Origin of the sequence: Halomonas dongshanensis (genome assembly GCF_024790395.1) — a bacterium.
Classification (GTDB): Bacteria; Pseudomonadota; Gammaproteobacteria; order Pseudomonadales; family Halomonadaceae; genus Vreelandella; species Vreelandella dongshanensis.
In genome coordinates, this window is sequence record NZ_JAJISC010000002.1 from 253,379 (window position 1) to 266,337 (window position 12,959).

A 12,959-nucleotide genomic window follows, 5' to 3' on the forward strand; every position below is an offset into this window, starting at 1 on the left:
TGCTTTGTTGCCTGGAAGGTGACGCCGCCCTTATTCATGAAACGTCAGGTTCTCGAAAGAATCCCGTAGGACGGCGTGATGAATACGGGCGGCGAAACGGAAGAAATATTCCCACCGCCCTGGGCGTTAGCGTATCTGTTGGGAAATGGCTTCTAACGTTGGGACGGTTTCGTCGAAAAGCTGCTGAGTGTCTTCGCCACTTAAATAAGCCGGGGAAACGTTGACCTCTGACGACCAGTTTTGAAACGCCTCGCCGTGCCATGTCTCGCTGAAAGCATTGCGTAGGTAATCAACGATCTCATCGGGCGTGTCTTTAGGGGCAGCTAGGGCGCGGAAACTGTTGAAGACGATGTCCATTCCTTCTTCTTGTGCGGTGGGTACATCGGGCAGCGCTTCGCTACGTTCATCGGAAAACTGCAGGATGACCTTAAGCTCTGGCCGGTCACGTACTTCTGGTACATCGGAGAACGTCGCCTTTACATTTCCGCCCAGCAGAGCAGCGATGCTCGCGGCTCCACCCTGAAATGGGACCAGGGTCGCGGTGAAGTCGGCTTCCTCCTGGAGCTGGACAGCCGCAATGTGGTGCATGCTGCCAAAGCCACCCAGCGCAATGGACATATCGTTCGATGCTTTGGCTTGCTCGACGAAGTCAGCCCAGTTTTCGATATCGGAGTCGGCGGGAACGGCAAGCACCTGAGGATAGCGCGAGATAGTGATCAGCGGCGTGAAGTCGCGATAGTCGACAGAGCCGCCGCGCGCGCTCAGCAGGAGAAGGTCGTAGGTAAGCGCCGATAGATTATAGCCGTTCGCCCTGGCATTGGCAGCTTGTACCCAACCAACGGTACCACCGCCACCCGTTACATTGGTGACGTTGAAATTTTGGCCGATATCGTCGGCAGCAAAATTGAGAAAGCCGCGAATGGTGACATCGGTGCCACCACCGGCGCTCCACGGCACGATGACGCTAATGGAACGGTTGGGGTAGTCGTCGCTACTCCAAGCGTAGGATGGGATGAGCGTGGCGAAAGAGAGGGTGATTGCTCCGAGCGTTTTACGCATGGCGAGCTCCTTGTTATTAGGTCTGGGTAAGCGCGAATTTCATTTTTGTATGACAACTATTTGGTTTTTCTTTTTCTTGATCAATGCAACATTGGTCTTAATTTATTTATAATATTGTTTTTAAAGCAAAAAATTTTTATTTTCCTGTATAATTTGTATTATTTTTAAAGGCCTTATGATGCTTTGGTCAGTCATTTTAGCTGCTGGAAAGGCGATTGAACGGGACGTATATGATTGATTATGCAAAATATGAAGGTCGTGTGTGTTGGAAAACTAGAAGGCGGGATCGTGAGTTTCAGCGGGTTCTTTTAAGTGGAGGAGAGACTATTTGCTGGGATACCACGCATCTCGGATGCAAGTGCCACACGCAACAGATGGAAAAGCGCTCTAGGGGATGAGTGCTAAGTTTTAAGTGGCATAAGTGGACTTTTGTCGAATGTTCAAGCCTTAGCTGTGCTGCCAAATTACGGCTGTATGATTAATGACATATGACTTTTAAAATTTCGTTTGAAAGATAACTAAAACGCACATCACCATACGGGGTAACAACAATGAAAAAGATCAACAAGCTGGTCATGGGCGCCGCATCATTTTCTTTCCTGCTGGCTAGCAACGTAGCACTGGCCCAGGAGTTCAGAGGTCCCGTTCGCATCGTCGTGCCGTTTGCTCCAGGCGGTACGTCCGATATTTTGGCACGCTACATAGCACCCGAGCTTTCCGATGCGATTGGTCAGCCTGTCATCGTGGAAAACAAGGCCGGAGCAGGCGGTAACATTGGGGCCGATTTTGTCGCCAAGGCTGACCCCAACGGCCACACGCTGTTATTGTCCGATCTTACTGCGCTGTTAGCCGCACCAAGCGTTCTGCCAAGTGTGGCCTACGATATCGAGAATGATCTCGACCCCGTCACGATGGTGTCCTACTCGCCCTACGTATTGGGGGTGTCACAGCGTAACGAATTTGAGAGCTTTGATGACCTGATCGAGTACTCGCTTGAAAATCCGGGGCTTTTGTCGGTAGCGACCTCCGGAGTAGGAGCTAATAACCACATTACTACTGAGCGGCTGATTCAGGATCAGAACGTAGACTGGACTGTCATCGCCTACCGTGGAGGGTCTGACGCGACCCGAGCTGTCGTTTCCGGTGAGAGCGATATGCTGCTCAACGGCACTACAGCATCGCTGCCGTTTGTGCTTAGCGGTCAGATGAACGCGCTGGCCGTGACTGGTGAAGAGCGCCTTGAAGACCTGCCCGACGTGCCCACCTTTCGAGAGCTCGGTCTACCCGGCGAGCTCGATGGCACCTATCAGGGCATTCTGGTCACCGCCGGTAGCCCTCCCGAGCTCGTCGAGCGCCTTCAAACAGAGCTCGCGAGCATCCTGGCCACGAACGACATTCAAACAAAAATCGCCGAGCAGGGTGGCCAGGCCCGGCCATCCTCATCTCCCGACGAGCTTCGCACGTGGATGACCGAGCAGAAGAGTGAGCTTTCTGACTTCATCGAAAGCGCAGGTATCGGCCAGTAACGTTTGGTACGACGTCCCAATGGATTCATCGACTCACGGGCCAGTCCCGCCTTCCTGGGCGGGACGCTCGCATTGACGAGACGAGAAACGCATCATGCAAAGGTTGATCAATCGAGACTTTCTGGCGGGGCTTATGTGCCTGGTCATCGCGACACTGGTGCTTTTACAGGCGCAGGCGTACGACATGGGTACCTTGAGAAACATGGGGCCTGGCTACTTGCCACGGTTTCTCGGAGTTTCTCTGGCGGTTCTTGGCCTGATCACGATGGCGTTTTCCGCTAAAACGGCGATGGCGTTTCCCGCGCTCAACTACAGAGCACTTGTCTGCATTACCGTAGGGATCATCGCATTTGCATACTTGATGCGCCCGGCGGGGTTGTTCATTGCGACTATTGTGCTGGTTTATATCTGTGGTCTTAGCGAGCGTCGATTCAGGCCCGTGAAGCTAGGTATTCTGGCGCTGGCGCTGTGCCTGATGTCTTACCTGGTCTTCATCTTGAGCCTCAACATGCCCATACGCCTTTTTCCTTGGAGCTTCTGATGGAGATTCTCAATAACTTGGCACTTGGCGTATCCGTCGCGTTCACGATCGAAAATCTGATGTACTGCGCCCTGGGCGTGACGATCGGCATGCTCATCGGTGTGATTCCCGGGGTAGGTCACCTAGCGGCTATCTCCATGCTCCTGCCGCTGACCTATTACGTACCGGCCACTACGGCGTTGGTTATGCTAGCCGGTATTTATTACGGCGCTCAGTACGGCGGTTCGACTGCGGCAATACTATTGAATTTGCCCGGTACGCCTTCGTCATCCGTGGTGTGTCTGGACGGATACCCGATGACCAAACAGGGGCGTGCCGGCGTGGCCCTGTTCATGACCACGATTGCCTCCTTCGTGGGAAGCTTCATCACCGTGATCGTACTGGCGGCCTTCGCGCCGCCGCTGGCGGATTTCGCGATTGCGTTTAACTCCGCCGACTATTTCGCCATGATGTTGCTCGGCCTCGTGGCGGCGGCCATTCTCGTACAGGGCAACCCGGCAAAAGGGTTGGCGGCGGTGGTGTTCGGGCTACTGCTTGGCATTGTGGGCACCGACGTCAGTACCGGCATCCAGCGCTATACCTTTGGGCTGACGTTTCTTTACGACGGTCTCAACATCGTGGCGATCGCGATGGGCATCTTCGGCGTGACCGAAGTCGTGGCCAACGTGGGCAAGGTGATTCAGGTCAAAAGCGACCAGAAAATTACGTTTAGGTCGCTCTTGCCGACTCGGCGTGATCTAAAGGAGAGTTTTTTCCCCATCCTGAGAGGGACCGGGATCGGCACGGGGATCGGTGTTTTGCCGGGTACGGGAACCTCGATCGGCTCGTTCATCGCTTACGCGGTCGAGAAAAAGGTGTCCAGACACCCGGAAAAATTCGGTAAAGGGGCGATCGAGGGGATCACCGCGCCTGAAAGTGCCAATAACGCTGCTGCACAGTCGGCGTTCATTCCTACCTTGACCCTGGGTATACCGGGGGACGCGGTGATGGCGTTGATGCTGGGCGCACTGTTGATTCATGGTATTACGCCGGGGCCCAGCGTGATTTCCGATAACCCGGATCTGTTCTGGGGCCTGGTCATCAGCTTTCTGATCGGCAACGTGATGCTGTTGATCCTCAATATTCCGATGGTGGGGCTCTGGGTCCGGTTGCTGAAAATTCCCTACCCGATTCTGTATCCCTCAATCATTCTCTTCATCGTGATCGGTGTTTACAGCATCAACTACTCCGACATGGATATTATGCTGGTGGCCTTGTTCGGCGTCATCGGGTGCGTGTTCTTGCTGCTGGGCTTCGAGCCTGCGCCTTTGCTTTTGGGATTCATTCTGGGCCCCATGATGGAGGAGAACTTTCGCCGCGCGATGCTGTTGAGCCGTGGTGATCTGATGGTATTTCTGGACAGGCCCGTGAGTGCGACCTTCTTTGCCATGATTGCAGCGCTGATTGTGTGGTCGATCTATTCCGCTATCAGAAAAAAGCGGGTAGCGGTGGCAAAGGAGTTTTGATCGGGGATTAAAGCGATAAAGTCCCGGGGGCTGATTCATTGTATTAGCCCCCGGAGGGATTCATCAATCTCTTGTGTTAAAGCGAAAGGCGATGTGTCCGCCTTTAGTTAGTCTAAAGTCTAGAGGTTATATTGTATGATGTATGACAATATCGATGGGAATCATTAGCGCCGCTGGCATTCTCTTGATGCCCCCTTACCTAACCGAGTGCTCGCAAGACGGCATCGTTGAGTATGCGGCGAGCGTGTGTCAATCCATCGATTTGGGCGTCATCTATTACAACCGTGCCAACGGTTACCTCAACGTCGATGCGGTGAAATCGCTCGCCGATCGCTGTGTCAGGGCGACAGCGATTTCGTCCGTAAGGCGATGCGCGACTTTTTCATTCCCTTCGTCACGCTGCGCGACACCACGCCAGGCTATGCGGTGAGTCTCGTCAAAGCGGGCGCAGGTATCGTGGGCTATCCCGGTGGCAACGTGCGCGCGCCGCTGACCATGCACAACGACGAGCAAATGAGCCAGCTGAAGAAACTGGTCGAAAACGCCAAGTTGCTTTGATCAGGGATTGCCGAGACCTGACAGGTAGAGCCCACATTCGTGCGGGCTTACCCTGGGCATTTTTGAAAACAAGAGTCTATGTGTCGATAGACTGACGGAGACGTTTATGCCAAGCCACAATACGCCTACGATTACTGAAATGCGCGTAATTCCGGTTGCCGGGCGCGACAGTATGTTGCTCAATATCGGCGGTGCGCACTCTCCCTACTTCACGCGTAATCTGGTCATTCTCAAGGATAACGCTGGTAATGTGGGAGTAGGCGAAGCGCCTGGTGGCGATACGATTCAGCAGTCGCTCGAGCAGGCGCGCGAGCTCGTGATCGGTCAACCGATCGGTAAGCTGCGCTCAATGGTCAACACGCTAAACAACGCCGGGCGTAGCGCGGATTTCGAGGATTTCGGCAAGGGTTCCTGGACGTTCGAGCTGCGCATCAACGCCGTGGCCGCGCTCGAAGCGGCGCTGCTCGATCTGATGGGCAAGTTTCTGGGCGTGCCGGTAGCCGATCTTCTTGGCGATGGCCGCCAGCGCGACAGCGTCGAAGTGCTGGGTTATCTCTTCTTCGTGGGTGATGGACACGCAACGCCGCTGGATTTTCGCCGTGGCACCGACGGCCTGAACCATGAGTGGTACCGCCAGCGCGACGAGGCCGCGATGACGCCCCAGCGCATCGTCGAACTCGCCGAGGCGGCACAGGATCGCTATGGCTTCAAAGATTTCAAGCTTAAGGGCGGGGCGCTGCCCGGCGAGCAGGAGATCGAAGCGGTCAAGGCGCTGCACAAAGCGTTTCCCGAGGCACGCACGACGATCGATCCCAACGGGGCCTGGTCGCTGCAGGAAGCCATCTCCCTTTGTAAGGATTTGCACGGCGTGATCGCGTATGCCGAGGACCCATGCGGACCCGAACAAGGCTTCTCCGGTCGCGAGATTCTCGCCGAATTCCGTCACGCGACCGGTTTGCCCGTGGCCACCAACATGGTGGCGACCAATTGGCGGGAAATGGCCCACGCGCTGCAGCTTCGCTCGGTCGATATTCCGCTGGCAGACCCGCATTTCTGGACGCTTTCAGGGGCGGTTCGCGTTTCGCAACTGTGCCAGGATCATGGTATGACCTGGGGCTCGCACTCAAACAATCATTTCGATATTTCACTGGCCATGTTCGCCCATGTTGGCGCGGCGGCGGTGGGGCGTACCACCGCGCTAGATACCCATTGGATCTGGCAGGAAGGCGATGCACGCCTGACCCACAATCCGCCGGAAATCGTGGAGGGTAAAGTGGCGGTCACCGACGCTCCCGGCCTGGGTGTCGATGTCGACATGGACGCCATCGAAAAAGCGCACGAGCTTTATCGCAGCCTGCCTGTGGGTGGCCGTAACGATGCGACTGCCATGCAGCACCTTATCGACGGCTGGACCTTCGATCCCAAGCGACCTGCGCTTGTTCGCTAAACTTGAAGTTCGGCCGGGCATTGCTTGCGCGGTGCCCGGGTTCTAAAGCCCGAGTAAGAGGTAGATCAATAATGAAAAAACTACTAGGTGGTTTCACGCTCGCTATTGGTTGTATCGCCGCAGGTCAAGCTTTCGCTGACTATCCCACGAAGAATATCGACATGATCGTGCCCTTCTCTGCCGGCGGCGGTAATGACACGTTCGTCCGCGCGCTTCAACCGCTGGTGGAAGAGCAACTGGACGGCACGCTGGTCATCCGCAACATCGCTGGCGGCGGCGGGGCGGTAGGAATGTCGCGTGCCGTGGCATCACCGGCCGATGGCTACACGCTGCTGGCCGCGAGCAACGCGATGCTGACCCTCGAGGCGATGGGCACCGTACCGTTTACCCACGACGACTTCGATTTCATCGCCAAAATCATCGAAGAGCCGTACCTGATCGCGGTAAGCAGCGAAAGTCCCTACCAGGATATCGAAAGCCTGGTCGAGGCTGCTCAGTCGGACTCGGTTCGCGTGGGTGCCTCGGGTGTAGGCTCGTCGGCCTACATCACAGCCAATGCGATAGCTAACCGTACCGAGTCTAACTTCAATTTGATTCCTTATCCTGGCGGCTCGGAAGCGATTTCGGCGGCGATGGGCGGACACGTCGAAGCCGTCGTTCTGGGGGGCGCCGAACTGCGCTCTGCGCTGGAATCAGGTCGACTGAAGGCGCTGGCCACCACCTACGCCGAGCGTAGCGATAACCTGCCAGACGTACCGACCTTCCAGGAATCCGGATATGACCTGACGCTGACCGTATGGCGTGGCATTGCCGGTCCGAAAGGTCTGCCCGATGAGGTGAAGCAGGAGTGGATCGCCGCTATCCAGCAAATCGTCGAGGATGGCTCCTACGAGCAGACGGCCAACAACCTGGGCACTGAGCTCGCACCGCTCTACGGCGATGAGCTCGAAGCCTTCATTGACGAGTCGGCCGCTACCATGCGTGAAGCGGCGGGCGATTTGGCGAACTAAGTCTGGCTCTCTCGCGCTGTTGGGCAAGCCTTGTCGGCAGCGCGATCGTTTCGGGCTACTCATTTGGCTAGGGAGTGACCAGCTAACATGACGCAACGCGATATCGGTAAGCCTTTATTTAATGTTGTGCTGATCATTGTATCGGCGAGTGTATTTGTCGCGGCATCAGCGTTTCCCAACGTCAATATTCCTGGCGACCTGTCCGCTGCCTTTTTTCCTCAGCTGCTTTCGGCGCTGATCTTCATCTTTGCCATCCCGTGCCTGATCAAGGATTTCCAGGAGTGGAGAACGGGCGACGTTACCGCGTCTTCGTCCTCGATCAGTCTTGCACGCGCCGCAGGCCAATGGCTTTTTGTCATCCTGTTATTGATCGCTTATGTCTACGCCTTCGAACGGCTGGGCTACATGATCAGTACGGCGCTGTTCATCTTTTTCTGCGTCGTTGGACTTGCAGTGCTGAGCGGAACCTGGGGCACGCTTTCCATCGCCGGAAAGAGCAAGGCGCTCGCGGGAGCACTAGTTTTCGCGGTCGTGCTTGCCGTGGCGATTTTTTACGTCTTCACCGACCTTTTCAAGATTCCGCTCCCGACGTGACCGGATATCCTAATTTGAGACTCAGGAGGCTTACATGATTTCCGGTTATCTCGACGGCCTGGGAATGGTGCTACAGCTGAGCACTCTGCTGGCGATCGCGGGCGGGACGCTCTTGGGTATCGTCATGGGCGCGCTACCGGGGTTGACCTCTGCCATGGCCATCGCGCTGCTTTTGCCGGTGACCTTCGGCATGCCCCCGGTGGCGGGTATCGGCATGCTGTTGGGCGCTCTGTGCGGCGCGGGGGCCAGTGGCTCTATCCCCGCCGTTCTTTTGAATATTCCGGGAACGCCTTCGTCAGTGGCGACCACCTTCGACGGTTTCCCGATGGCTCAGAAAGGCGAAGCCGGACGGGCGCTAGGCCTGGCCATCGTGGCATCCTTCTTCGGCGGTGTTGCCAGCATGGTCATCCTCAGCCTGCTGGCACCGCCCATTGCAGAATTTGCGCTGCGCTTCGGCCCAGCAGAATACTTTTCGCTGAGCATCTTCGGTCTGGTCATCATTGCTTCGGTGGCAGGCAAATCGCTGCTCAAGGGACTGATCGCCGGCATGATCGGCTTTTTGATCTCGACGGTCGGTACCGACCCGATCACTGGCGTGGGACGCTTCACGTTCAACGAGCTATCGCTTTTGACCGGGGTCAACCTGTTACCCGCGCTTATCGGTCTTTTCGCGGTTTCTCAGGTGCTCAAGGATACCTTCGAATACGATCCCAATGAGCGATTGAAAGAGAGTGGTCACCGGATCGATATCGCGCGTCCTCGCTTTCTCGAAACCCTGAAACACTGGAAGGCTGTAGTGATGGGGATTATCTCCGGTTCGATCGTTGGCCCCATTCCTGGCGCCGGTGGGAGCATCGCTTCCCTGGTCGCTTATGACCAGACGCGACGCTTCTCGAAAACGCCGGAAAAGTTCGGTACCGGTCACGCGCCGGGTATCGTGTCCGTCGAAAGCGCCAATAACTCACTGCTGGGCGGGGCGCTCATTCCTACGCTGGCGCTCGGTATTCCGGGGGAAGCGGCCACGGCAGTACTGCTGGGGGGGCTCATGATCCAAGGAATCACACCGGGCCCCATGCTGTTCGCTGATCAAAGTGGCACCGTCTACGGCATCTTTCTAGCTTACCTGCTGGCCAACGTCTTCATGCTATTGATCATGTGCTTGGGCATCAAGTTGTTCATTCGGGTGTTGATGGTGCCCCGAAAGCAGCTCTTGGCCGCCATACTGGTATTCTGTTTCATCGGGGTCTACGGTGTCGATGGCGATGTCTTCAACCTTTACCTGATGCTTGGGTTCGGGGTGCTGGGCTATTTTCTCAATCGTTACAACTTCGGTACCGCGCCTGTCATTCTAGGGCTCATTCTGGGGCCGATCGCCGAGTCCAATCTGCGTCGAGGCCTTCAATCCTTCGAAGGCGATTGGACGCCATTCTTCACGCGACCGATCAGTGTCGCCTTTCTGATCGTGGCGATCGGGCTACTGGCACTAACCTTGTGGCAGAACTATCGCTCCAACCAGCAAAGCACACCCGCTGGAGATGACAGCGTTTGATAGCCATCAAGGCAGCTGACAGTGTGCGGTGTGGCCAAATCGCACACTGTCGATATTGGCAGCATGGCGCCAAGTGCGGAGTTGCTGATATTGATACGGAGTACCTGGCTGGGTAATCGTCCCGCCGGGCAACATTCTCATCGCAGGAGGCAAGATGAATCTAACAGGTGAAATGCTGATCGGACAGAAGGCTGTCAAAGGCTCTCGTGATCCCATTCATGCCATTAACCCGGCGACCAATGAGCGATTGGAGCCCGGTTATGCTGGCGGTACTCAAGCCGACGTGGAAAATGCATGCCAACTTGCGTGGGAAGCTTTTGATCGCTATCGCGAAACGTCGCTCGAAGATCGCGCCACATTCCTCGAAACCATCGCCGATGAAATCGAAGCGCTAGGCGACGCGCTTGTCGAGCGCGCCGTAGCTGAGTCCGGCTTGCCCCAGGCGCGCATTCAGGGCGAACGAGGCCGAACTTGCGGTCAGCTTCGGTTGTTCGCCAAAACCGTTCGCGCCGGCGAATGGCTCGATGTTCGCGTCGACCCCGCCATGCCTGATCGGCAGCCGATGCCGCGCGCCGACCTGCGACAGCGCCACATCGCGCTAGGACCTGTTGTGGTCTTCGGTGCCAGCAACTTTCCTTTGGCCTTCTCGGTCGCCGGTGGTGATACCGCGTCAGCGCTCGCTGCGGGCTGCCCGGTCATCGTCAAGGCGCATGCCGCGCATCCGGGTACCGGCGAGCTCGTTGGCCGCGCGATTCAGGCGGCGGTCAAGAAGTGTGGCCTGCCCGAAGGAGTATTCTCGCTGATGTTCGGCTCGGGCCGCGAAGTGGGTACGGCGCTGGTCAGCGACGAGCGTATCAAGGCCGCCGGTTTCACCGGTTCGCGCAGCGGTGGCATCGCGCTTTGGAAAGCCGCGCAGTCGCGTCCGGAGCCGATCCCGTTCTACGCCGAAATGAGCTCCATCAACCCGGTCTTCCTTCTACCGGCGGCGCTCAAGGCGCGCGGCGAGGAGATGGGCAAGGCGTTCGTGGGTTCGCTCAACATGGGCGCAGGCCAGTTCTGCACCAACCCGGGCCTTGTGATCGCCATCAAGGGTCCGGAGCTTGACGTCTTCATTAAGGCGGCGGGCGAAGCCGTCAAAGAAAGCAGCGCGCAAACCATGCTGACGCCGGGCATTTTTGAAGCTTACGAAAATGGCGTGAAGAGCCTGCAGGATAGCGGTAAGGCTCAGGAAGTAGCGCGTGGCCAGAAGGGCGAAAGCCCGAACCAGTGCCAGACGGGGCTGTTCAAGACCAGCGCACAAGACTTCCTGGCAAGCCATGCGCTTCAGGACGAAGTCTTCGGCTCGACGTCGCTGGTGGTCGAGTGTGCCGATGAAGCCGAGCTTAAGAAGGTCGCCGAGCATCTCGAAGGCCAGCTGACCGCAACGCTTCAGATGGACGATGCGGACCTGGACGCCGCGCGCAAGCTTCTGCCGACGCTCGAGCGCAAGGCAGGTCGTATTCTGGTCAACGGCTGGCCGACCGGCGTCGAAGTGTGCGACGCCATGGTCCACGGCGGCCCGTTCCCGGCTACCTCCGACTCGCGTACGACTTCGGTTGGTACTGCTGCGATTTTCCGCTTCCTGCGCCCAGTCTGCTATCAGGACCTGCCGGAAGGGCTACTGCCAGACGCGATCAAGAACGACAACCCGCTCAAGCTGCGGCGTCTGCTGGACGGCAAGCGTGAAAAGTAAGCAGAGTATTTTATTGACTAGTAGTTAATGCCATAAAGGCCACCTCCGGGTGGCCTTGTTTTAGTCTGGATGTTTCAGGAAGCGCTAACGTAGTTTGCAGGTATAGAAACCATATATTCCATATGGAGGACTCAATGGCAGAAGTAAGCTTTGATGCTTTGAATAGCACACTTGAAAAAGCGCTCTTGAATGCGGGCTTGAATGCAGAGCAAGCTAAGGTTTGTGCGCGAATTCATTCAGAGAGTACACGTGACGGTGTGCATTCACACGGTATAGGGCGTATTCCCCGTTTTATTGATTATGTTGAACGTGGTTGGGTGAATGTTAATGCCTCTTCTAACTTGGTGCATAAAGTCGGTGCAATTGAAGTGCTGGATGGCAACATGGGTATAGGCGTGACTAATGCACTTGATGCAACTGAACGCGCTATAGACCTTTCCAAAGAGCACGGTATGGGCATTGTTGCCTTACGTAACACTACGCATTGGATGCGTGGAGGGAGTTATGGTTGGCACGCGGTAGAGCGAGGGCTAGCTACCATTATGTGGACAAACACGGAGTCCTGCATGCCTGCTTGGGGGGCGATGTCACAGTCCATTGGTAATAATCCACTGGTTATGGCTGTGCCACATCAAGATGGTCCGCTTGTGCTTGATATGGCGATGTCACAGTTTTCATATGGAAAGCTGCAAACGCTGAAATCCAATGATGAGTCTCTGCCTGTCGATGGTGGTTTTGACCAGCAGGGCCGCTTAAGCCGGGATCCAGCTGCCATAGCAGAAACGAGACGGCTTTTGCCAACGGGGTACTGGAAAGGGTCGGGGCTGGCTATATTGTTAGATGCTATGGCAGCCATGCTTTCAAGCGGACGTCCTACTCATGACATCGACAATGTCAAGCAGGGAAGTGGAGGCGGAAGCTGCCAGATTTTCATGGTATTCGATCCAAATCAAATTTCAGGGCAAGCAACCTGCGAAGCAATCGTGGAAGGCATTAAAACTCACCTTGCGTCAGCTGAGCCTGGCGAATCTGGAAAAACTGTACGCTGGCCAGGTCAATCTACATATAGTCACCGGCATTCAAATGATTTATTGAATATTGATGATAGCTTGTGGCGAGCTGTTTGTGATTTGGCGAGTTAGTATTTAGTGGCTATTTGAAAATAGCAATGAGCAGGATGTTAAATTTAAAGTTATAAGTTTGAAAAGAGATCATGCCGGTAATCCAAGTTTTTAATTTAATATCAATGTGGGTTGCCGGTACTAAATCATCTGTTTACTGGGAATGCTACAGAACCCTCGGTTTTTTATAGCTAAGGTTTTAAATTTATAGGTTTATGTTAGTGGCTTAGTGGGGGAATGGTGTTTTCTGATTGTTCAAGCCTTCACACAGCCTAGGCTGCGAAATGCATTATTTTATTTGCAACTGAATTAAGGAT

12 protein-coding genes are annotated in these 12,959 nt (G+C 55.6%); 11 read left to right on the plus strand and 1 reads right to left on the minus strand.

The features are described 5' to 3' along the window. Positions 1-126 precede the first annotated feature (126 nt). Positions 127-1,059, minus strand: coding sequence for a tripartite tricarboxylate transporter substrate binding protein (locus LLY24_RS04655; RefSeq protein WP_259035118.1), 933 nt, complete (start codon positions 1,057-1,059; stop codon positions 127-129). 551 nt (positions 1,060-1,610) lie between these two features. On the opposite strand from LLY24_RS04655, the gene LLY24_RS04660 reads away from it, so the two are divergent. The 11 genes from LLY24_RS04660 (at position 1,611) to yiaK (ending at position 12,663) form a co-directional block, all read left to right on the plus strand. Next, positions 1,611-2,585, plus strand: a complete 975-nt coding sequence (locus LLY24_RS04660) for a Bug family tripartite tricarboxylate transporter substrate binding protein (RefSeq protein WP_259035119.1) — start codon at positions 1,611-1,613, stop codon at positions 2,583-2,585. 94 nt (positions 2,586-2,679) lie between these two features. Continuing rightward, positions 2,680-3,126 carry a tripartite tricarboxylate transporter TctB family protein gene (locus LLY24_RS04665; RefSeq protein WP_259035120.1) on the plus strand — a complete coding sequence of 149 codons (447 nt, stop codon included), beginning with the start codon at positions 2,680-2,682 and terminating at the stop codon, positions 3,124-3,126. Further along, the gene (locus LLY24_RS04670; protein WP_259035121.1) at positions 3,126-4,631 is read left to right on the plus strand and encodes a tripartite tricarboxylate transporter permease; all 1,506 of its coding nucleotides are present in this window, start codon (positions 3,126-3,128) and stop codon (positions 4,629-4,631) included. Before LLY24_RS04665 ends, LLY24_RS04670 begins: the two co-directional genes overlap by 1 nt. Positions 4,632-4,818: 187 nt before the next feature. Continuing rightward, on the plus strand, positions 4,819-5,061 hold the full coding sequence (locus LLY24_RS04675) for a hypothetical protein (protein WP_259035524.1): 243 nt from the start codon (positions 4,819-4,821) through the stop codon (positions 5,059-5,061). Further along, a complete protein-coding gene (locus LLY24_RS04680) occupies positions 5,001-5,189 on the plus strand; it encodes a hypothetical protein (protein ID WP_259035539.1) in 189 nt (62 codons plus the stop codon). Before LLY24_RS04675 ends, LLY24_RS04680 begins: the two co-directional genes overlap by 61 nt. 106 nt (positions 5,190-5,295) lie before the next feature. Next, on the plus strand, positions 5,296-6,636 hold the full coding sequence (locus LLY24_RS04685) for an enolase C-terminal domain-like protein (protein WP_259035122.1): 1,341 nt from the start codon (positions 5,296-5,298) through the stop codon (positions 6,634-6,636). Between the two features lie 71 nt (positions 6,637-6,707). Beyond that, positions 6,708-7,646 carry a tripartite tricarboxylate transporter substrate binding protein gene (locus tag LLY24_RS04690; RefSeq protein ID WP_259035123.1) on the plus strand — a complete coding sequence of 313 codons (939 nt, stop codon included), beginning with the start codon at positions 6,708-6,710 and terminating at the stop codon, positions 7,644-7,646. An 87-nt stretch (positions 7,647-7,733) separates the two neighbouring features. Beyond that, positions 7,734-8,240 carry a tripartite tricarboxylate transporter TctB family protein gene (locus tag LLY24_RS04695; RefSeq protein ID WP_259035124.1) on the plus strand — a complete coding sequence of 169 codons (507 nt, stop codon included), beginning with the start codon at positions 7,734-7,736 and terminating at the stop codon, positions 8,238-8,240. Positions 8,241-8,274: 34 nt separating this feature from the next. After that, positions 8,275-9,789 (plus strand): tripartite tricarboxylate transporter permease, encoded by a 1,515-nt coding sequence (locus LLY24_RS04700; protein ID WP_259035125.1) that lies wholly within the window; start codon positions 8,275-8,277, stop codon positions 9,787-9,789. A gap of 154 nt (positions 9,790-9,943) precedes the next feature. Further along, on the plus strand, positions 9,944-11,521 hold the full coding sequence (locus LLY24_RS04705) for an aldehyde dehydrogenase (NADP(+)) (RefSeq protein WP_259035126.1): 1,578 nt from the start codon (positions 9,944-9,946) through the stop codon (positions 11,519-11,521). Between the two features lie 134 nt (positions 11,522-11,655). Further along, positions 11,656-12,663 (plus strand): 3-dehydro-L-gulonate 2-dehydrogenase, encoded by a 1,008-nt coding sequence (yiaK, locus tag LLY24_RS04710; RefSeq protein WP_259035127.1) that lies wholly within the window; start codon positions 11,656-11,658, stop codon positions 12,661-12,663. Positions 12,664-12,959 lie beyond the last annotated feature (296 nt).